Origin of the sequence: Pontibacter virosus, assembly GCF_003096355.1 — a bacterium.
GTDB classification, from domain to species: Bacteria; Bacteroidota; Bacteroidia; order Cytophagales; family Hymenobacteraceae; genus Pontibacter; species Pontibacter virosus.
Genome location: NZ_QEKI01000017.1, coordinates 83409 through 104816, shown reverse-complemented (window position 1 = coordinate 104816; position 21408 = coordinate 83409). Strand labels below are relative to the sequence as shown.

The window sequence follows — 21408 nt, the reverse complement described above, 5'->3', positions numbered from 1 at the left end:
CTTTGGAGAAGCGTGGCAATACTTGAATGGCTTGAGGCAATACTTGAGTAGGTAAAACAGCTATTGTTGAGGGGAATAGCCAATTTGTGGCGATACTTGAACGACTTGAGACAATACTTGAATGGATTGTGGCAGTACTTGAACGGCTCCGGCTACTGAGGCAATACATGAACGGCTCTGACAGAGTGAGGCAATACTTGAATAGTAAATATCCTCTTGGCTCAAGAAGGCATCCATAAGGGAAAATATCGATGCGATACATTAAACCTGCCGCTTCATATGGCTTGCAGTAACGTAACCTGTCAAGAGACCCTCAGAAAGAACGCTTGTGGCATTCTGGAGACATCCGCTAGAAGTTTCTATCAATATTCAAGTGCCTTCGTTAAGTCTCTGTACAGTAGAGACAAATCGTTCCTGCGCATAATGTCGATTCTCTCCACATTGCACGTTATAGAAGAATTGGCTGCTCAGCTTGTCATACACTATTTCGGTGACTCTACCTTTTTAGTCACCTAATCCTGTGAACGTACCGCTTACTTCTACATCTTCTCCAAGTTTGTATTTTGCAAAAGTCATATCTCATCCATATATTAGATTGGCTCTTTATGTCTTGTATGCGTGGCAATACTTGAATAATAGGCTAGAACACTTGCTTAAAGTCCTTCCAAGGGCAATGTAGGGAGTTTCCATATAGACTTTAGTTATGCCCTGTGTGACAATACTTGAATAGCGTTTTAATTATCGTCGGAGAATAGACCTCCCCGAATAAGCTTTTTCGCCATTGCCAGTGTGATATCCTTGTTGTGCACCTTAAAATATGCTTTGCAAAGCTCATTTGCTTTGTGCGTAAGGTCCGCGTCCGAGTTAGTAAGCCAACGCTGAAAAGTATCTTTCTCTCCAGTGATTTGGACATGGTTCCCATATGTATGGTCGAAAAGATCCCGCATGCGCTCCAACAAGGCAATGTAAAAGTTGTGATCCTCCTTCGCCTCCATAACCTCGTGATATACGGAGAAGTCCAAACTAACCCAATAGAGCTCCTGGTACTTTTTTGTTGGGTCCCCTTGGACAAAAGTATAGTCAAAAGGCAGTTTTCCTTTTTCCCGAATGTAGTCCAGTACCCTCTTCACACTTTTTTTCTTGAACCGAGGTTCCTTTGACTCAATATGGGCAACCGAGGCCAACAGATCTATAGGCAACTTTGTGATGCGTTTACCTGAGCTAAGCAGCTGGTGACGCGTCTTGTAAAGGAAAATGTACAGGCTCTTGCGCCCGTCGCCGCCACGCCCTTTTCCTACATGCTTATAGCCATTGGTGTCGATGGTATAGTACCTACGGAAGAACCCTTCCATAAGCTCATCCGATATTCGGACATCATAAATCTTGATGGTGTTGGTATGTCTGTCGATGCTAACCTTAATATCCTTGAGAATGGCAAAGTTCTTCAGCTCTATCACCTTATCCTGATGCTTATACTCGTAGGAACGAGAGAAGATGATGTTATTGCTCAGCATATGGAACAAGGCATAGTCAAAGGTTGTCTCAAACCTGTGACCGAAATATTCCGGCACTTCCGCTTTGGGGTTATTTTTGAACTTGGGATGCACCTCACACAAGGTCTGTTTGTTGCGCCCTGTCTCTTTGCAGAACTCTGAAAGCGTGAACCTCGTGAAACCAAATAGGTCCTTTTTCATCTTCCTCGAAATGAAGACGATGAAGTCTTTTACAATACCGGCATCTTCATCAAAGGACTTCTCAATGTCTCTGATGTTATCGGCTACGCTCCGGTCAATCCTACTTAGGAAGTAGGTCGGATCGCTTAAAAGGGCCTCAGAGGGTTTGTTCTCGTGTTGCATAAGTTACAAAAATACAGGTACGAATTGGCAACTCAGCCACTGGTACAGTCCTTCCTCCTCCTTACAGGAAACAGGTTGATAAAAATCTTTGGGTAAGTTAAATTCTTTCAAAGTTAACAATGTACAAAATATAAATCTTTACAGAACTAACCTTTCTCGATTCGGATGCTGTACCCGACCTTCTGTAGCGTTTCCTGGGCTTTGACAAGCCTGGCCAAAAAGGTTTGCCTATAGCTCCCTTTCCCACGGCCAACGCCTTCATCGAGCTCTGCCAACTTCTCCCACGTTAGGTTTGCCTGCTTAAACATGGCCTTCACCTCTGCGCTGATGTGGGTCTTAGGATCACACGCTGCGCATGTCTCCCCTTGGTTAATCTCATTCATAGTTTGAACCTGATAGACTGCTTATTAGATAACTCAACAGGCTGAAGGACCGCCTTAAACAGCGGGTAAAAAGGGGAGGGGCCTTTGTTTCCTGCAGCAAATGAAGCCTGCTCTGCCTGTTGGTACTGCTGTGCCGAAACCTTGCGCCAGTCTATTTCATACCCCGCCTGTCGGGACAAAAGGGAAAAGAAAACCTTTAGTGTTCTGGTGTTTCCTTCCCGGAAAGGGTGAATGGCATTCAGCTCCTCAAAAAAATAAGATCCCTTCAACAGGAACTGCTCTCTGTCCAGTCCCTTTAAATACCCTGCTGCCTTCAGCTCCTGGAGTAAGTGATTGGTATAGGGCTCAATCATACGTGGCGCGGCATGTACGGCATTGCCTTTGGAGATCATCACACTCCGGAGCTCCCCTGCCCAAGGGTAGACGGAGCCAAATGTTTCCTTGTGGATCAGCTGCCAAAGCGTTAAATCAAACTTTAGCTGGCTGGGCAGTTTATCAGGCAAAGCCAATACGTTATGCCTCCAATGAGTAAGCTCTAATTTGCTTAACTTTGCTGCGTCCCTGATGTCAAAATGATTGATCAGCACACTGGTGCCGGGATAGCAGTACCTGTCGTTCATCACAGATACTTTAAGTTGAATACCTCGGTCATCTCCTCAGGGGTGATTTGCCCGTTGATATACAGCTCGTCCAGCACCTTGTTGAGCTCCTCTTCCTCGTAGCCCTCGCAGGCAGCGATGTGGTTTGTCTGCCCGAGTTGCTCCCTCCGCTCCTGGCGAACCTTTTCCGATACCACAGGCCTGTCTCTGTACTGAGATAAAAGCTGCTGTACTTTCTGCTCCCTGACCTCCTGCTGCACTGTCTCCAGGCTTCTGATCAGTCCGTTGAAGTACTCTGCTATAGTTCTGTGATTGCACCGGTTCGTAGCTTCTATGGCTTTGATGAAGTACATATCATCCACGTTGCTCTGGTCATAGTTTTCCAGTATGATCGTGGTCCCGTTCTGCAAAATGCCTTTTACTCTGTTCATGCTAACTCATGGTAATGCCTGTATTGGTATACGAAATAGGCTTATCAAATGTAACAATATATTGTTACATTAACAAGTATAAGTAGGCTTTACTTATAACCAGGAATGACCGAACATATTATATATTGATTAATAGAGTAAGGGAAAGCTTAATAAGTATTATTTATTAAATAATGCTTATTAAGCAAGAGGAATCCATAAAAGTAATCGAACTAAACAGCGAGCAATATCATCGTGAGTAGAAGGGTAATATTTACGAATTAAAGCAGATGCCCTCTAATGACCTTGATATTGATGCCTAAAGGCAGCATTATCTGCTATATTTATACATTGATACCTATTATTTTAGCTTTTGCGCCACATTGTTATTGCCTGCTCAAATTGTACATGACAAGAGTTTGTCCACCACTTAAATGGGTACTTTCCCTTTTGTGTTACATTCAGATCAATGATTGAATTCCATGAAGACACTATGGGTTTGGCACCAGAAGGGTCAAGTAACAATAACCTAAAAATTTCCTTTTCTTTATTTTCTTCAAATCCAACAGCTAACATCCAATGCCCACCTCCAGAAAAATTTATCCCAACGATAGTAGGACGGTTCTCCCTTAAATGTTGAATTGTAAAATTGATTAAATCCTTATTCTTTGTTTCCCTAGTTTCTACGTCAATTAAGCTGCCATAACTATCTAATAGGATCTTCTCTAAATCATCTAGATAAGTACCATGTTTAAATAAGCTAGTATAATCATTGTTCAACTTATTTATCAGCTTGCCTAACCTTGTCCGTCCATCTGTATTAAAAGCAATCACTTCATTTCTATCTGCTAATCCTAGAGCTAAAAGCCCCATAAGAATACTGTAAGGTCCACAAGCACCGTCAATAGAGCCTTGGTTTAGAAAAACCTCTTGTAAGTAATCCTTTCCATTGTTTGCCTCTGGTCCGCATTCAGTTGTTTCAAGCTGATCGATAATGTGTATTGCCATATTATAAATTACAGGTCGCAAGTTGAAGGAGGTTATTCCACTTAGCCAGTCGCGAATGTTATATAAATGGAATTGGATTAACGAATATACTAGATGTTCTAGTTATCATAAAGCAACGACTTCCAAATGTAATACCCCCGATAAAATTAATCAGTCAGTGTTAGCTTATGGAAGATCTTAAGTGAAAGAGAACGCTTAAAGGAGTAGTCATGGCAGGGCCGCGTTCTTCTTTTCATGGTAACTGGTTACTTATAAAGCACCTACGCTATGATGAAATAAAATAATTCTACAATTAAATATATTACGCTTTACTTAAAACATATTAAATAATAATTATTACGTAATACATATTATTTGATTGAATTCTTGCTAGGAAGTCATCTTAATGCACCTTACTGAAATTTAGGTATAACTGTGACAGGCAGAAAGAGTGTTCTAGTATCTCCCAAAGCACCGTACTTAAAAAACAACAATTTACTCGATTAAAGAGGCATGCTTCTCCTTATCCAGTGTGTTGATCAACTCATTCAAAAGCGAATAAGCGGAGTTTGATTGAAGCAGATCCACCTCCTGCACACTATTCACCATCAACTTTCGGTTACAGATATTGATGCGGTTAAGCATCGGAACAATGCTGTTGAGGTAACGGTTATAGAAGCCAGCAATATCTTCCACGCCGTCAGGAAGCTTATAGCCTGACTTACCTTGGATACTTGCGATTAGCACCCCGTTGTCGCGCAGGTGTTGAACACAAACCCGCAGCTGCTGCTCCGAAAAAGTCGGAAATCTTCTTTTTAGCTTATCGATGATCTCCCGTTTCTCGATGAGGCGGTCAGGCGCGGTGCGGAACATCAGGTACAGATACTGCAACACGGCAAGCGCCTCCTCCGAAAGGCTGTTTCTACCAGAGAGTGCCTCTTGGGCGGACTCCGATGCTATTCTTCGAATAAGATGGTTCTTCTGCCGGTCTTCGGGGGTAGGGGAGAGGAGATAGTCTGTTCTTTCAAAAGGGAAAAAATCAATGAACGTACGGTCGTGCAGCAGATCGAACAGGGCGGATGCCTTTTCGTGGCTGTGACTGGTGCAGTAAATCTTGCCCAGGCAACCAGAAAGAAAATCTGCCAGCTGCACTAGGGGCTCCTCTGCCTTATCCTCCACCAGGCGATAAGAGCGCTCCGGCGTAAACAGATCCCGCTGAATAACCTTAGTTTCAATGTAATGGTGCAGGCTGCGCCGAAACTCTGGCCAGCCAAGCTGATCGGCATGAATCGAAAAAGCAGTGAAGTTTTTGGGAAACTGCTTGAGAAAGATTCTGTTGAAGTATTTATAGAACACATCATTATGATCAAAACCTGCTCCCTCCAGCTTGCTCTTGTTGATGACCATCCCCAGCACCACGAAGTCCAACTGGCGCAGCTCCCTTAATACCTCCAATCTTTTCCGGAAGCCCTTCTCATCATTGGGAATACGGCTAGACTTGATGGGTTGGCCTTGAAAGAAGCGGTGGCTAATTGTTTCCCTTAGCTGCCGGGCCTGCTCCAGCTTCGTATCATCCAAAAGCACGGCTGTCAGAACAAAATGGGAGAAGGTACCGGCTTTATCCAGGTTTAGGCTGGCGTTTCCGTATTCATCCAGAAAAATATGTACATGTTGCATAGGAGGAGTATAGGGTGATAACTCTTATGCCACATAAGATACAAAAGATGAAGCACTTTCAATATAAATATAGTAAGCCTAAACTACGCTGGTGAGGGCATCCGTTTCAAGCTGCCCTTGTCGGATGTGCAGCCGCTGAACGGTGATGGCAAAGAATTTCTTCCCCCTGCGGGTGGTGAAGCCATGGCTGTTAAGCCGGTCAGCAATTTGCTGATAGGTCATATCCTTTTCCCGATACATCTGGATCAGTTCCGTGGCCTGTCGGTTGGCTTTGTGCGATGCTGCGTTCTCCTGCCGTATCTGAAGTCCTTTCGTCCTGGCTCCCTGGGTCAGGTTCTCAGGCGTACCCAAGGCAAAACCCTGTAGCTTCTTTTGCTGGAGCGCGGCTCTGGTCCTGGAGCTGATTACCTCCCGCTCATGCTGGGCCAATACGGCGAAGATTCCGATGGTCAGGGTATTGGCATCCGGCATGTCCACAGCAAGAAAGTCCACGTGGCTGTCACGCAGCTTAAAGATAAACCCGGCGTTACGACTGAGACGATCCAGTTTGGCAATCAGCAGCTGGGCCTGCTCCCGCTTGGCCAGGGCGATGGCCGCCTCCAGCTCCGGACGGTCGTTGCGCTTGCCGCTCTCCACCTCAATGTGCTCGGCAAGCAGCGTGTCGCCGGGCTTGAGGAAACCCTTCACCATTTCGCGCTGTGACTCCAGGCCCAGCCCGCTCTGGCCTTGCTTCTTGGTGGAGACCCGGTAGTAGGCTACGTACTTCATCTTCGCTACTCCTTATTATATAGGTGAAACTCGGGGCAAAGATAGTTATAACCTTTTATAAACGGACGTTTGTAAAAGGTTATAAGGTGAGATAATTCCAGAAACCCCTAGCTCTGCCAGAGATTTTCTAAATTAGGAAGTCGAAAGGAGAAGCGGAGGCCAAAGCTTTCATGCAGTAGCGGCAGGGGTGGAGGTGCTCGCCGCCGCGGTCACAGATTAGGTGGTGTTAACCTTCACGGACGGGAAAGAGAAGGGAAATGTATACGTCAAGTGCATCGCCTCTATGAAAATATCTGTCGGGATGTTTTAGCCTTTATTATAGCTCATGCTTTCACCGTTGACGATCTGTTGTAAACACAGATGCGTTCGCGATTTATTTGAATGGATTATAGCCGTCACAACTGGTAGTCACATTGGGAGTGCCCTCTAAACTTTATTATCCTCTCTATTTATAAAAGTCGCTTTCAATCTGAGTATATATTGAATTGATGCCTGTTGTGGCGGTTCAGCCGATAAGTTATTTTATGTAAAGTAAGTAGTACTCGTTGCTAATCGTATATCAACTCAATTTCTTCTTTCGTGAGCCCATAGAGTTGAAAAACCATCTGATCTATCTCATCATCTAAACGTTGACGTTGTTGCAGTATTTGAGCAGCAGCTTTTTGCTGCGCCTCAAAATAGGAGAGCCAATCGGCTTTTTGAGCCAGGCTCAACTTTACTTTCAACTTAACTAGTTCTTTGGCAAACTCCTCCCAGGTTAATTCATACCATTTCTCCAGCTTCTTGCTAGGCTTGCTAACACCTAGCTCACTGGAGAGCAACTTTAGAAACTTCTGAGAGAGCGTGAACAGTTCCTGGGTTTGCTCCGCTGCATTTCTTGCCTTTGTGGCTAATTGTTCTCTTTCCGTTGGAGTTCCCTCTGGTATTGGAAATGAAGCCAAGTTATCCAAGCTAATCTTAGCAAAGACTTTACCCTTGATATCATGTAACAAGCGGTAAAACAGTGTAGCAGGTCTTGAGTTAAGCAGGGCCACCAGATAATCGAGATTAAATTCCTCCTTTTCCTGGTATATGCCATGCACCAGCGTATCGAAGTAATAACTACCTCTGTCAACACAAGCTATAAGAGAGTCCCCGGTTTTTCTGATTACAATCTTTTTCCGCTCAAATAAGTCTGGTGTTCGCAAGGCAAAATCAATGCGGTTTTGCTTGTTCATGCCGTCCTTAGACTTTATCTCCTCCAAGCTGATCCGGTCTCCTAAAGAGCTGTCGTAGTTAATGTATTCGCCTGACCACTCTATCCTGTATTTCGATATGTCTTTTCCCCAGATAATGGGTCTGTGCTTATCTGTCTCGGGGTGTTCCGATATCAAAATGTGCTTCACGTTTCCTGGGTTCAGCCCGTTCTTCAAAGTGTAGTAGGCTTTTATGGTGCTAAGCTTGTTTAGCTTTTGCAGTATCGACTGGGAGTCTGCTGACACAACTGATATTTCACAATTAGGGACACTTAGGAAGAATGATTGCGGCAAACTGTTTTCCTTTATGTCCAAGGAAGTGATAAAGTTCTCGGTTGTTTCGACAGATGCTAATCGCACCATATTACTTGGATCAGGATTTTCCATTATCGTGAACCGCAGCAACAAGCTCCCGCCAACTTCCGCATCCTCAAACACCTTTTCGGCTATAGTGAAGATCTCGTTTATCTCCGATCGCTCAATTAGGTGTTTTCGGATGCTTTCGTAGTACGAGTTAAACAGGAGGGACTTAGGGATAATGAAATGGACCACTCCTTTGTCGAATACTTGAAACATTCTCTCTAGGAAGAGCACGTAAAGGTTCGTCTTGTACTTCGTGTTTGGAAAGTGTTCGATGAAATGACGCTGGTCTTCTTTGCCAATCAGGATTCCATAAGGTGGATTCCCTACTATCACATCAAAGCCTCCCAGCTTGAAGATATCAGGAAACTCCTGCTGCCAGTCGAAAGCCTTCTCTCCAGCAATTGCCGGATCAGAGACCAAGGAATTACCGCACTTGATGTTGGCATCAAGTGTTGTGAGCTCCTTGCTTTTATTAGCAGTTTTGAGCCAAAGGCTGAGCTTAGTGATTTCAACGCTCTCCTCGTTCAGGTCCACACCGAATATGTTGTTGTTCAGGATGTGTCTGTCTAGGTCAAAGGCCTCAAACTGTCCGCCGCGCAATCTGGCAAGCTCCTTGTTCACGCGCTGCCCCTCTTGGAACAGGAAATCAAATACTTGATTTAAGAATGCACCGGATCCGCAAGCCGGGTCCAGCACCTTGATGTTACGCAAGGCCTCCCGGTAAGCATCCCAGGCTTTCAGGTGCTTCTCTACCGCCTTGTTTGTCACCAGCTTTTTCTTTGCATCGAATCTGATGCTGGCGTAGTCACTTTCCGTAAGCTCCGGTAGCTTCTCGAAGCCTAGCTCTCGTTGCCGATCCTGCAGCCATCCTCCCACAGCTTCTTTTACGATATAGCGGGTAATGTACTCAGGAGTGTAGAATATACCGTCCTTCTTTCTCTTCCCTGCTTTTGCTTCAAAGTCATGTCCGGCTATTTCGGCTTTCGTTTCTTCTATGTCCGAGATGCTCTGCTCAAATATGTGCCCCAGTATGTTCACATTCAAATCTGAGGCAAAATCATACTTCTCGAGGGAGATGATGTGCTCAAGCGTGCTGTCTTTAATCTGTAGGTTGTCAAGGAGAGTGTCGGGGGCGAAGAGGCCTCCGTTAAACTTATTGATTCCTTCCTCCGGGTAGCCCTGATCGATGGCAAAGAATAAGTCCTTTACCCGCTCATAAATCCTAGTGTCCTGCCGATTAAATTTGTCCTCCTTTACTGCCTTTAGCAGACCTCGGAAGGTATATGGCGGTATGATTGTCAAATCTTCGCAGAAACACACAAATACTACACGGTCAAGCAGCTTCTGTGTTTTCTGGAATATGGTTAGCTCCGGTACCTCCGGGTTCTGACTGTGGAGATGCCGGAACAGGTCTAAGCGAGCTTTTTTATAGTCCCCATAGAAGTTTTTTGTAATCTTATGCTCCTCTGCCTGCCGTTCCCTATAGAGCTGTTCTGTTGCCGACTCTCCGTGCTCCAGGATTAGCCGGTCCTTGTGCACCTGAAATAGGAAGCGAAGCAACTCTGCCTCTTCATGCAGTTGCATCACATCAAACTGCTCATAGCGGCTCTGATCGGAGTGGTGGTAGAGCCTTATCTCCAGAAAATTACTGACCAATACCCAGCGGCAGTTGCCGCCTGCCTTCGGAACGTAACTAAAGGCTTGCTCTACGGGACTCCGCTTGTCGTGGAGACGGTTCTGCGGCTTGTCCAGGTCAGTTCGTGCGTCCTTCAGTTCAATCACAGCCCTCACATCTGCCTTGCGTTCATTACCGAACATCCAGAAATAACCCAATGCACCGTCAGCCTTTGTACTGTCTGAGTCAGACTTGTGCTCTTTGCTTAGGTTCCACCTCGTTGCCTCTGGGCTGTACACATACTCAAGCACCTCCCCAAAGAAAATATTCAGGAACTCACTCTGCAGTTCCTCTTCTTTCTGCTTCAGGATTTTGCCACTTTTAATGCCACTCTGCCATTTTTCAATGAGTGCCCGCTTCTTTGCCAAGTCTGGGAACTGGGACAGATGGAAATTCTGGGCTTTGGATTTGAGGTATTTTCTGGAAAATATAGGGGAGTAGAGTTGCGCCATCGGTTGGAGACTAAGTTTACGGACAGTAAGTTAAAGTAAACTTAGCTTTATGCATAATCTGACGTTTACTTTCATCTATGCAAGACAAAGTGCTGTTCAGGATCACCAGTTAGCCACAGGCTATGGATTGTATAAGCATCGACAGGATGAGCTCTTGCAGGACCTACAGAAGGAATGCTTGCTGACTCTGCAAAACCCTCTATTTCTTTATGCTTTTCTCCCTTATGCTCTGTCCCTACACCCGGATCCTCACCAGCTTTATCTTTTGGGTTGGAATTATCGTATGCACTATCGTTGTTGTTATTATTGGTACTGGTATTGCTTGTAGTGTACAAACAACTATCTTTGCTAACGTCATTGATGACAGCTGTTTGCATTGTAGCAGCATTCGCTATAATTACTCTATTAAAGAAAAGACCATGAAACTAAGAGACCGTTACCCAAAGCTGAAGGATGAGGCATTCGTGCGCTCTATGGTGGTGAAGTCAGTGCATGGCTCTATGATGCTGGAGAACCAGGGCGTAAGCAAGGACCGCCTGGAAAAGCTTTATGCAGAGGTGAAGGAAGAGCGGCGGCTTATAAAGGCTTAAGCTGCTCCCTGATCATTTGCTCCAATTCTGAGAAATCATATGTATCTGCAAGCTTCACCGCTTGCAGATATTTTTTTCTGCCGTCCCCATCTCGCTGATACAGCTCCACGCTCTGATAGCCATGCATGTAGGCCAATAGATTAGTGATCAAGCGAGCCGAGCGGCCATTACCGTTCACAAAGGGGTGTATGTGCACCATCCTGTGGTGTGCCCAGGCGAGCTCCCTCACTAGTGCTTCCGTATCCTTATACTTATCAACTTTGTTCTGTAGCCGATATCTAAGGTCATAGGTGAACTCAGCCATTAGCCGTGGGACATCAAAGTGCCTAGGTGGTATGTAGGCCCCTACTTGCAAATCCTTATTGCGCCACTTTCCTGCCCACTCATAAATCTCTCCGAATGCAGTTCTATGAATATCTAAGATTAAGCCGGTGCTGATCTCAACAGAATCGTCTAGGTCTAACATGTACTCTTCTGCTCTTAGCACCCCTTTCGCCTCCAGTTCGTTGAGTTGTGCTTTATCGCCTATGCCCAATAAGTTATCGTCTGCTGCAGTTGTGTATTCTCCCATCGTATAACCTTTGTACAAAGGTGGTAAATATTAAATAATGGTAGCTATGTTATAAAGTGCAATAATCAAGATATAATCTGCCAGCTGTGGTTTAGCTGGCAGGCAAGTGCCTTACTGTATTGTCCCATGAGCCCGCGTCGTCGGGCTCATTTTTTTTCTGCACCACCCCTTGGTCTTGATTATACTGCACCGATTCAGATTCTAGTAAGAAAGAGCAGCTAAACAGCGCATCTAGATACTATTGGAATAATTTAGCTGCTTCCCGAAAATGCTAGCAACAGAGCCCGAACGGAGAGGCGGGGCTCCGGCAGTAGCCCGAGCAGATATTGACTTCTTTCCTTTGCGCCAAGCGAGCTGGGCCACCTTCTGCGTGTGTGAACACAGTTTAATACACAAGTAGTATCCCCGTTGAGTATAACGGGGATAACTTGACGCAGATGTATGTATTACTGTGGTTAACCTACCACAGTACCGCTAAAAAAGTTCACCAGCATTCTACTAAGGAATGTATTAAAGCTATTAATAGAGATATCAATAAACCTTAGAAGATATTATATCCTATACAATTACACAAGGGAAGTATAAGGATATTATAAAAGAGAATAGAAAGGCAGAAAAAAGAGAAAGTATAGACATAACTATAAGGTTAAAAACAGAGTTTATTGAGCAAGCTACATATAAAAGGTTTATTAGAAGGAGCTATTATTCTTAATTAAGAAGAATAATATAATAATTAATTAAGAGAGATTTAGAGATATATTCATGTAAAAATGTGAATATCAGCTATAGATGGAGAAAATTGTTTGAATAAAACTATATACAAACGAATGATTATTATGAAAAAGTGATATATTTGTGCACAGGTATTGGGTTACTAATACCTATATATAGCATTAAGGGAGTAAAAAGGCGTTGCACACATAAAGCATGGAAATGGAATTGAATTTTTTATCAATATCAGATATAGATAATAAGGCGAAAGCAACGATTCATTTATCTGGCAAATTGGGGTTCAACACAGAGGCCGCAGAAGTAATGAGGTTAGGCGAAGTAGCTTGTTTCAAAGTAGCTCTTGATGGAGATATTGCCAGCTACCAACACATCTTCCTCAAGCCCTTTAAAACAGAAGAAGACAACTGTGTTAAGTTAACAAAGACCAGTGGATACTACTCGCTGCCCCTAACAAGTGTTTTTAATAAGCTAAGTATCAATTACACTGACTATAAGGTGATTTTTGAAATTATAGCTGAGAAGTATAACGGAGAGGATATCTACAAGCTTAAACGCAGACCTAAGGATATAAAGCGCTCGATTAGTAAAGTCTCTAAAGAGGAGGGTGAGGAATAGTACTTAAGACATTGCCCGCAAACAATAACATGCGGGCAAAAAAAAACCTAGATCAGAGGTCGCAACTCTGACTAGGCTTATTTAAATAAATTGTTCAACCAAAAAAGTAGAAAGAAGATGATTGACAAATCCAATCACCCAGACTACGAATTGGTTTGCACCATGTACGTGACGATCAAGGGCAAAAAGGTCCGTCGCGCAAATGGTCGACCATTCTGCTTCTATGCAAAGAAGCGCTAGCTAGTCGAAGTAAGGGCTCCACAAGGTGGAAGCCCTTATTTTTTAACAAATATATAACGAGTTTGCCATCTAACAAGTTTTATATTTCAAGAAAATATATACTTGATTAACAGGAAGTACAGCACGTATGTACTTATTGTTAGCATATACCTAGTAACTTAAGGAGCAAACCTTCTTTGCTGCACCGGGTCCTGGAAGCGCAGGTGGATTTGGAGGGGCAATGTCGGTAGTCACTTTTCAGCAGCCTGCCGTACAGACTGTGCTCAAGCCCTTAAAAGGGAGCATCTGACCTGTTGACCCTCTGCCCCGTCCCAAAAAACGACGATTTTTGAGATGAATGTGACGGGTGGCCAACGTGCTGGTGCAGCTGATGGGCGAGGCGTAGCCAAGCCTAAGGGCTGAACCTTGTTGTATGTTGCTTTTTTACCTCTTCTTATTAAAGTTTAGTTTGTATTGTAGGCTCAACCTGCCTATAAAAGAGTATAAGCGAATTTTTTCCTCCGAATTTATAACAGTTCTTATTTCAGTTGTCCCTTCATATGCGGTATGAGTGTCTGTTCGCTCTACAGATGGTGCAATTAAAGGAATTCCCACCCCTACCTGTGCATTTATGTTTACCCCATATAGATTATAACCCGCACTTATGGCAGGGTCAGCAGTCAGGCCTCTTAGTTTTTTATAACTGCTCTTTGTAGAAGCAGAATAGGTGTCGTAAAAGCTGAAATCAATATACTGTGAATATGTGAACCTTAGCCCGAGCCCGTACTCACTTTCCGATACTCTTTTACCTGCATTAAATTGCCCGAACACGCTCCAATATCGCGCCTGCGTGACTTCTCCATCTGTATCGCCTTTAAAGTACCAATAATTGTCAATCTTGGTGATACCCGTACCCACGTATGCCTCTATAATGGGAAACTCAGCATTCTCAGTCTTGGTAAAATAACCTAATCCGCCTTTGATGACAAAATCATGCCGATCAACATCATACCTGTCGCCAATAATGCTGATTCTTTTCTTAGTGTCATTATCGAAGGTTGCAGCAGAAAATAATGCCAGCTTGTCCGTAAAGGCATATGACAGGTTAAAGTCATAGCCACCACCTCTGCCAATTGAAAGATGCAGCTGATTCTTTTGGTCGTGAAGAGGGATTAATAGCGACTTTGGAGTATAGAATTCTTTTTGTGCAAGAAGTTTGCTGGGAAGCAGAACAACCAAAGCAATAAAGATAGAACATCGCAGCTGTTGTAGTTTCAAAACTCCTTGAATTCTGTTCATATCTTTTGATATAAGTAACATACAACGTTTTGCGGCTTGGCGTAGTGGCGGATTTTTATCACAAAAGTTTAATCGAAGCGCTGCACTTGAACCTACCACAAAACTGTCATACGAAGCACTGCACCCGCCATTACGCCAAACCGCTGTTATAGCCAGTGGTTCTTGTCAATTTTCTGTTGTCGACTTGAGTTTAGAATAGTTTTTAGTTTTTTAAAAGTCAAACAATTCCCCAAACAATCCCTTTTTCTTTTTGTATTGATGTTCCTTGTCTGTGGGATATCTTTGTTTGTCAGAATAATTTTCTTGTTGTGCATTCCTACCATTTTGTGAAGAGCGTTCAATGATTTTGTCAAGCTCTCCACGATCAAGCCAGACTCCACGACAATCTGGACAGTAGTCAATTTCAATACCACTGCGGTCTGTCATTACTAAATTCACATTGCAATTTGGACATTTCATATAACTAAAATTAATTGGTGATTTTTTCTAATAACTTACTTCCTCTCTTTGAGATTGAATCAAGTTGAGAAGATGATTTATTTATTAAAGTGTCAAGTTTTTTAACCTTGTCACTTTCTATATTTATGAGTGAGTCAAGAGTTAAAACCTTGTCAACTTCTTTATTTATTAAAGAATCTAAAGACTCCGTCTTGTTTTGTAATTCGTTAAGTTTATTGTCAACTTTATTGCTTATGTCACCACAGGCTGTCAAGAAAAACATTGTTGCAACAGTTACAAAAAGTTTGTTTGGTAAATACTTCATAAATCAATTGTTAAAAAGGCTAAAATCGTTTTGATGTTAATCAAATCTTTCATCAACATTTTGACAAAGATTTTGTTTTTTGGTCGTATCGCATACGATTAGCCAAAACAAATAAGGTTTAATTCTCGAACTTGCAGACAGAACGAAACCTTATTCGTTATAGCCATTTTTTCTATTCAAGGAATGTCACCTTTCCTGAATCCATATCGTAAACACCTCCCACAATTTTAATTTGTCCGTTATCCTCCATTTCTTTAAGGATTGGACTATTTATTCGTATCTGTTCAATAGTGTTTTTTACGTTGCTTTCACAAACTTGATGAACAAACTCAGGGTTTCCAGAGGTTCGTTCTCCTTCATACTTCACTTTCTCCACAGCAGGTCTGATTTTGGAAAGCATTGCAGTAATGTTGCCCAATTTCACATCATCAATAGCTGATTTAATTGCTCCGCAGTGTTCGTGGCCAAGTACCAAAATGACTTTTGCACCTGCTACTTTACAACCAAATTCCATACTTCCCAACAAGTCTTCATTCACAAAATTACCTGCTACACGACCTACGAAGATGTCGCCAATACCTCTGTCAAAAACATCTTCTACGGGAACTCGGCTATCAAGACAAGAAAGCACTACCGCCTTAGGAAATTGTCCTGTTGCACTTTTTCTCACTTGTGCAGAATGGTCCCTTGCTGTTAATTCATTGGTTACAAAGCGTTCATTACCTTCTTTGAAGGATTTTATCACATCATCAGGGGACAAAGCATCTCTCTGTTCTTTTGTTAAAACTTCTTGGATAAGTGGCTTCACTTTCTCTTCCACTTCTGTGGGGATTTCTGTTGTTTTTTGTTCGGGCTGATTATTACAAGCCCCCATTACCGTAGTAGCAATAGCTACAGCTAGAATTTTAATACTTTTCATTCGTTTATTATTATTGTTTTGCCTACTTTGTAGAACGGTTTTCGGCTTTTCCGCTTGTTTTCAAAAATTCAGAAAGGTAATCAGATTAAATTGATTTCGAGAAACATTGTTAGTGGTTTGATTCATAATTCCTATTTCGGTTCTTGCAAATTTTGAGAACCTATATCCAATTCCTCCATAGAGTCGGTTTCTGTCAAAATAGGATTGCTCTGTGTTCATAAAAATTTCATTATAAATTGATAAATAGACAGTTTTATCTTCCATTTGTTTGTGGTTGAGAGCAATATTTGCTGCTAGAAAGTAGCGAAGACGAAGTCTAAAGTCGTCCTCAAAAAATCGTTGCTCAAAACGATACCGGTGTTGAACAGAAACTCTGCCAAATACTTGCCTTGTAATAAACTGCTGGTAAACACGATGTTCGTTGAAATTGGTCTTGTCATCGGTTCCTGCAGTGTATGGTTCGCTGTATATAAAAGCATAACCTAAATGAACATTGTTGTTATTTTCGGTCAGATTGTATCCTATGCCCGTACGGAGCAGTAGCTGTTCTGTATCACCGATAAAATTGAAGTTTCGATACTGCACTTCGTGGTGCCAATTGAATCTATTGTTTATCTTTTTGTCACCAAAGTAGATAAACCAGTTTCCTATGTCGCTTTGCTGCGCAAGCAAGGAAAAAGGGGAAAGTGTCAAAATCAGGAAAATTTTCTTCATTACGTGTTGGGTTCTTACCATTGGCTATAACTTATGTATAAACGGAAGACTGTTCCGGTTATCTGTCGTTTTTGACAGATAACCGGAACTGGGCTAACGAATATACCATATAGTAAATTAATAATTAACATAATCTCATTGTGTTGTTTGTCCCGTAAAACGACAGTTTGCTGAGGCATCTCAGCTACTACTATGAGAGGAGCATCAATTAAGATGATAGATTTAACCTGGTTGCCAATGGCTTGCTACAGGGTTGAAAGCTGATTGCTTTTAGGTTGCTGTCGTGTCCCAAACCTAGGACCTTAAATAAAAAAGGCTGCAGTTTAAACTGCAGCCTTTTTTATTTAAAAGCGATATTTGATACTACTGTCCCTTTATACTAAATCTCTATTGTGACATGTCCTATTGCAAGTGATAAAATATCTTACCATATTATTTCTATCAGACTTTAACGATAGGAGTAAGGATAATTTCTCACTTTTGAGGGTGTATTAATTAATCCCCTTTCTTATGCTTATGTGGCTTTAGTGATGGTGTATTTTTGGGCGTTTCCCTATTATCTCGTTGACGCCTGTCTGGTTTTCCAGTTGAATCAGCAATTCTTTTTGGTCCTGGTTTGATTCCCATAATATACTTCTTTTTAAGGTTAAATTTTATTATATCAATATAAGAATTTTTTAAATATTACACTAAAACGGTGTACAACTTCTTGACACTTTAATAGTTTAAGAAATAACTTATATAAATAATTCTACCTACACTAAATGATCGGTAATGAAGGCATTGTATACAATGGGTGGTACAGGCTATGTGGAGGCATCAGCCGAACATACAGTTTGTACAGTGTTAGGCGCTTGTTTTCTGTTGTTCTTTTAGAACTTTACTGATTCAAAAATTTTTAAAACAGTATCTTCATCTTTGATGTCCAGACCTGAAAGGTTGAATTTGTTTTGGCTGTCAACTTGAATAAATACACCAATAACACCTTTTCCTTTTTCAATAGGCTTCACTATCAAAGCAGGTCTTCCATCAATCGTGGTTGAAGTTCGAGTATGAGTAGCAGTAGTTTCATTCTTAAAGTCATACGCATACCAACCGTAATCATAAGTTAATTCATCCTTTCCATTCGTTATGCCTCCAGTTTTTGAATCGTAACCTTGACTTGTAAAGCTTTCCCAGTTAGATGGTGCTTCGATTGTAAAGTCCTTAAAGTCCAAGGTCTCACTCAACTTGTCTTTCTCACAGCTTAAAAGCAGTAGCGATAAGAGGAACACTAACTTTAAATGGTTTTTCATAGTTATACACTTTTTATTATAACGACCCTGAGATTGATAAACTGGTTGCATTTTTACTTAACTACCGCCTAATTATGATATAAATTAGTTATTCCGTTTATCCTCCTGGTTTGGGAGGATAAACGGAATAACTAACAAATTAAGTTAACAACTAAGGCTTTCTTGCCCTGAAATCGAAGGATAGAGCGAGCACTGTTAAATACGCATGACAACTGAAGTTCCTCAGCAGATAGAATTTTCTTATCTTGAGTTTGCTTCAGTAATAAGCTCCTTACCTTAATGGTACTTGGAAAGTCCTTCCTGAAATCTGGGCTGGAATGTATAGGCCTTTGCTATGCATGGGCATTTGGTGAATTAACTGGTGATCTCTACGAAGAATCCCGTACAGAAAAAATCTTATACTAGTGAATACATTCCCTGAAGCTATTTCAAAATGAAAAAGAAACGCCATGGGAAAAGCACTACCACTTCAAATCGTTAACCCACACGCTGCTGGCATAGACGTGGGATCCCGCAGCCATTTCGTTGCCACAGACCAAGTCAGGGGGAATGTCCGCTCCTTTGGGATTTGCACCAAAGACCATGAGGAGCTGATTGAGCACTTGCGTGACTCAGGAGTCACATCAGTAGCCATGGAAAGCACCGGGACCTACTGGCAGACCCTTTTCAACGCACTCCAGAAAGCCGGGTTTGAAGTGCTGCTTGTCGGGGGAAGCCAGACAAAGAATGTGCAGGGGCGCAAAACGGACGTGCTTGACTGCATGTGGATCCAGAAGCTGCATTCCCTGGGACTATTGTCGGGTAGCTTTCTGCTGAGCGACACGCTCCAGGAGATGCGCACCTACTATTACCACAGGCAGCACCTGGTTGAGCAAATCTCCAGGTACACGCACAAAATGCAGAAGGCGCTCCGGCTGATGAACATCAGGCTTGACGTGGCCATCCGTGACATTACCGGCAAGTCAGGACTTGCGATAATAGAGGCGATCCTGGCGGGGAGCCGGGATCCGCAGCACCTTGCCTCGCTGGTGGATGTGAGGATGAAAAAGACCCAACAGCAGATCGCCGAGGCGCTCCATGGCTCCTGGCGGGAAGAGCTGCTGTTTGAGCTGAAGTCTTGCCTGAACTTCTACAGGCTCTACGAGGAAGCCCTCAGGGAGTGTGACCAGATGATTGAGAGTTCTCTGATGAAGCATGCGCCGCAGACCATAATATCTGAACTCGAAGAGAAAGCCTTGAAGCAAAGCAAAAAGAAGAGCAGTAAGAATTCACCTGAGTTCAATGTTCCCAAGATAGCCTACCAATACTTTAAAACTGACCTTCTTGCTATTTCCGGGATCAGCTACGGTACTGTTCTTTGCCTGCTGACGACGATGGGAAAAGATCTGCACAGGTTCCCAACAGCCAAGAGCTTCGCCAGTTGGCTGCGTCTGGTCCCAAATAACAAGGTAAGCGGCGGCCGTATTATCAGCAGTCACACACCATCGGGTAAGTCCTGTTTGGCAATAGCGCTTCGCCAGGCGGCCAATTCCATTGGCAACCAAAAGGACCATGAACTCACCCCGTTTTTCAAAAGGATAGCCTTCAAGAAAGGGAGAATAGCTGCAATTACGGCAACAGCAAGGAAGCTAGCCGTCATTATCTGGAATATGGTAACAAAGGCAGAGCCGTATAAGAAAAAAGAGATAGGAGAAAGTAACGAGAAAAGCAGACGGAATGGGTTAAGGCAGGTGGAAAAACGCATCCAGGCACTTCAACTAAATCAGAGCGAACTTGAAAAGCTTTTTTCAAGTTCGCTCTGATTTAGCCACTTAAAATAGAGTTGTACAGAAAAGTTGACAGGTTGTTTAGATTAATACTTCATCAAGTTTACACATAATACTTAGTCCTGCAAGCCCTTTACACTGGATATTATTTGAGCAATGATGCCTAAAAAGTTATTCATCCGGATTCTGCTTCCATGTCCGGCTATAGCTTTACACTTATAGTCTTTTCGCCCACGGTTTGTCCTGCATGAGATGTTCCATCAACACCTGTTTTACTTTTTTTGATAGCATAATAATTCTTCCAGTGTTTTTTCAATGCTCCGGTTCTGGCGTGTGCCTCTACAGGAGTAAGCATGTCTACGCTTGAATGCGGCCGCTGAAAGTTATAGATACTGATGGCCTCAGCTATGGCTAGCTGTGCGGCAGCGAAGGTAGGGTAAACCACCTCCAGCAGTTCCTCTTTAAGGATGCCATTCACTCGCTCAGCAAGTGCGTTCTCCAGCGGGTCCCCTTTCTGTGTCATGGAGATAGCAACAGCATGATCCTGTAAGAGCTTTACATAGCCGGAACTGCAGTACTGCAGCCCCCGATCGGAATGATGGAAAAGCCCCTGATGGATAGGATTTCCCCTCAGAGCCATCTCCAGGGCACAGTTACATCCATAGGCAGAGAGGTCCTCACAGAGGTAAAAACCCACAATCTTATGGCTGTAGGCATCGGTAATCAAGCTCAGGTAGGCAAACCCGCTTTGCAAATGAATGTAGGTGATATCGCTCACCCACAGCTGATTAGGTGCTACTGGAACAAAACCTATAATCAGGTTGCTGTACTTTCGGAGCCAATGACTGGAGAAGGTGGTCTGGGGCCTGGAGCGCCTTCGTTTCCTGATGAGCAGGCCCTGCTCACGCAACAGTTCGAAAAAGGCGTCCCGGCCCATTTCTATCCGGTGTTCGCTCATAAAGTAGGTCATCATCACCAGCAGCTTGCGAGCGCCCAGCCGCTTTTGGGTTTGACGGATGCGCAACACTTCCTGCAAGAGCAGGTCCTCTTGCAGGGCCTGCTGCTCCTGGGCTTTTATCTGCTGGTAATAGGCCTGTCTACTGTAACCAAACAATGAGCAAAGCATCCCCACAGCGTAGGAAGGCCTCCTTTGCTCTACTCTCATGATTGCTTGGTGCCAGCCTTTTTTCGAATTGGGATACCGAGCTCCTCCTCGGCTATTTTGATCACTTCTAAAAGCACCTCATTCTGAAGCCTTGCCTTACGAAGCTCGGCCTGGAGTTCCTTCACGTCATTGGAAAGAGGGATATCTCTTTGCAAATCCGGAGAAGGCTTGACACTTTTAACTTTTGGTGGATTCTTCATCTGCCCTTCGTGTTTGAGAACCCAACGGCGGATCTGGTAAAAATTTATGCCGTGTTTCTCTCCCAGTGTACGATAACTCAACCCGCCCAGGAGGTACTCGGCTACTATCCGTTCTCTTAGTTTTCTTTCCTTCATTTTTGTCGACTTTGTGTCAA

The 21408-nt window shown here is 43.2% G+C and carries 21 protein-coding genes; 3 read left to right on the top strand and 18 right to left on the bottom strand.

Going from position 1 to position 21408, the window contains the following annotated elements:
* Nucleotides 1-734 precede the first annotated feature (734 nt).
* The 9 genes from C8E01_RS18815 to C8E01_RS18775 all read right to left on the bottom strand — a co-directional run bounded on the left by C8E01_RS18815 (nucleotide 735) and on the right by C8E01_RS18775 (nucleotide 10782).
* The gene (locus tag C8E01_RS18815; RefSeq protein ID WP_116545001.1) at nucleotides 735-1856 is read right to left on the bottom strand and encodes a hypothetical protein; all 1122 of its coding nucleotides are present in this window, start codon (nucleotides 1854-1856) and stop codon (nucleotides 735-737) included.
* Between the two features lie 146 nt (nucleotides 1857-2002).
* Complete coding sequence (locus tag C8E01_RS18810; RefSeq protein WP_116545000.1) at nucleotides 2003-2239, bottom strand: hypothetical protein; 237 nt, start codon at nucleotides 2237-2239, stop codon at nucleotides 2003-2005.
* Nucleotides 2236-2742: a Fic/DOC family protein gene (locus C8E01_RS18805; protein ID WP_165820694.1), complete on the bottom strand. Its 507-nt coding sequence runs from the start codon at nucleotides 2740-2742 to the stop codon at nucleotides 2236-2238. Before C8E01_RS18805 ends, C8E01_RS18810 begins: the two co-directional genes overlap by 4 nt.
* A 116-nt stretch (nucleotides 2743-2858) precedes the next feature.
* Nucleotides 2859-3269, bottom strand: coding sequence for a hypothetical protein (locus C8E01_RS18800; RefSeq protein WP_116544998.1), 411 nt, complete (start codon nucleotides 3267-3269; stop codon nucleotides 2859-2861).
* 345 nt (nucleotides 3270-3614) lie between these two features.
* The gene (locus C8E01_RS18795) at nucleotides 3615-4256 is read right to left on the bottom strand and encodes a hypothetical protein (RefSeq protein ID WP_018480078.1); all 642 of its coding nucleotides are present in this window, start codon (nucleotides 4254-4256) and stop codon (nucleotides 3615-3617) included.
* A 474-nt stretch (nucleotides 4257-4730) separates the two neighbouring features.
* Nucleotides 4731-5912 carry a DUF3800 domain-containing protein gene (locus tag C8E01_RS18790; RefSeq protein ID WP_116544997.1) on the bottom strand — a complete coding sequence of 394 codons (1182 nt, stop codon included), beginning with the start codon at nucleotides 5910-5912 and terminating at the stop codon, nucleotides 4731-4733.
* Between the two features lie 78 nt (nucleotides 5913-5990).
* Complete coding sequence (locus C8E01_RS18785; protein WP_116544996.1) at nucleotides 5991-6680, bottom strand: recombinase family protein; 690 nt, start codon at nucleotides 6678-6680, stop codon at nucleotides 5991-5993.
* 548 nt (nucleotides 6681-7228) lie between these two features.
* Complete coding sequence (locus C8E01_RS18780) at nucleotides 7229-10405, bottom strand: Eco57I restriction-modification methylase domain-containing protein (RefSeq protein ID WP_116544995.1); 3177 nt, start codon at nucleotides 10403-10405, stop codon at nucleotides 7229-7231.
* Between the two features lie 71 nt (nucleotides 10406-10476).
* A complete protein-coding gene (locus C8E01_RS18775) occupies nucleotides 10477-10782 on the bottom strand; it encodes a hypothetical protein (protein ID WP_116544994.1) in 306 nt (101 codons plus the stop codon).
* A 42-nt stretch (nucleotides 10783-10824) separates the two neighbouring features.
* Here C8E01_RS18775 and C8E01_RS21750 point away from each other — a divergent pair, with 42 nt between their 5' ends.
* On the top strand, nucleotides 10825-10995 hold the full coding sequence (locus tag C8E01_RS21750) for a hypothetical protein (protein ID WP_165820693.1): 171 nt from the start codon (nucleotides 10825-10827) through the stop codon (nucleotides 10993-10995).
* On the opposite strand, the gene C8E01_RS18770 is transcribed toward C8E01_RS21750, so the two are convergent.
* On the bottom strand, nucleotides 10982-11566 hold the full coding sequence (locus C8E01_RS18770; RefSeq protein WP_116544993.1) for a Fic/DOC family protein: 585 nt from the start codon (nucleotides 11564-11566) through the stop codon (nucleotides 10982-10984). The genes C8E01_RS21750 and C8E01_RS18770 overlap by 14 nt on opposite strands.
* 927 nt (nucleotides 11567-12493) lie before the next feature.
* Between C8E01_RS18770 and C8E01_RS18765 the strand changes: the two genes are divergently transcribed.
* Nucleotides 12494-12913, top strand: coding sequence for a hypothetical protein (locus C8E01_RS18765; RefSeq protein ID WP_116544992.1), 420 nt, complete (start codon nucleotides 12494-12496; stop codon nucleotides 12911-12913).
* 663 nt (nucleotides 12914-13576) lie between these two features.
* Here C8E01_RS18765 and C8E01_RS18760 read toward each other — a convergent pair.
* The 6 genes from C8E01_RS18760 to C8E01_RS18735 form a co-directional block, all read right to left on the bottom strand.
* Nucleotides 13577-14431 (bottom strand): hypothetical protein, encoded by an 855-nt coding sequence (locus tag C8E01_RS18760; protein WP_133242795.1) that lies wholly within the window; start codon nucleotides 14429-14431, stop codon nucleotides 13577-13579.
* A 210-nt stretch (nucleotides 14432-14641) separates the two neighbouring features.
* Nucleotides 14642-14890 (bottom strand): TFIIB-type zinc ribbon-containing protein, encoded by a 249-nt coding sequence (locus C8E01_RS18755; protein ID WP_116544990.1) that lies wholly within the window; start codon nucleotides 14888-14890, stop codon nucleotides 14642-14644.
* A gap of 10 nt (nucleotides 14891-14900) precedes the next feature.
* Entirely contained in the window at nucleotides 14901-15194 is a 294-nt protein-coding gene (locus C8E01_RS18750) for a hypothetical protein (protein WP_116544989.1), read from the bottom strand.
* A 172-nt stretch (nucleotides 15195-15366) separates the two neighbouring features.
* On the bottom strand, nucleotides 15367-16113 hold the full coding sequence (locus C8E01_RS18745; RefSeq protein WP_205943776.1) for a carbonic anhydrase family protein: 747 nt from the start codon (nucleotides 16111-16113) through the stop codon (nucleotides 15367-15369).
* A 60-nt stretch (nucleotides 16114-16173) separates the two neighbouring features.
* Nucleotides 16174-16827 (bottom strand): DUF2490 domain-containing protein, encoded by a 654-nt coding sequence (locus tag C8E01_RS18740; RefSeq protein WP_116545011.1) that lies wholly within the window; start codon nucleotides 16825-16827, stop codon nucleotides 16174-16176.
* 872 nt (nucleotides 16828-17699) lie between these two features.
* Nucleotides 17700-18122, bottom strand: coding sequence for a hypothetical protein (locus C8E01_RS18735; protein ID WP_116544988.1), 423 nt, complete (start codon nucleotides 18120-18122; stop codon nucleotides 17700-17702).
* A 449-nt stretch (nucleotides 18123-18571) separates the two neighbouring features.
* Here C8E01_RS18735 and C8E01_RS18730 point away from each other — a divergent pair, with 449 nt between their 5' ends.
* The gene (locus tag C8E01_RS18730) at nucleotides 18572-19924 is read left to right on the top strand and encodes an IS110 family RNA-guided transposase (RefSeq protein ID WP_116544987.1); all 1353 of its coding nucleotides are present in this window, start codon (nucleotides 18572-18574) and stop codon (nucleotides 19922-19924) included.
* Between the two features lie 166 nt (nucleotides 19925-20090).
* Here C8E01_RS18730 and C8E01_RS18725 read toward each other — a convergent pair whose 3' ends face one another.
* Together C8E01_RS18725 and C8E01_RS18720 are read right to left on the bottom strand one after the other, a co-directional pair.
* On the bottom strand, nucleotides 20091-21053 hold the full coding sequence (locus C8E01_RS18725) for an IS3 family transposase (RefSeq protein WP_116544986.1): 963 nt from the start codon (nucleotides 21051-21053) through the stop codon (nucleotides 20091-20093).
* Complete coding sequence (locus C8E01_RS18720; RefSeq protein WP_116544985.1) at nucleotides 21050-21388, bottom strand: transposase; 339 nt, start codon at nucleotides 21386-21388, stop codon at nucleotides 21050-21052. The genes C8E01_RS18725 and C8E01_RS18720 overlap by 4 nt, the downstream gene beginning before the upstream one ends.
* Nucleotides 21389-21408: the final 20 nt, after the last annotated feature.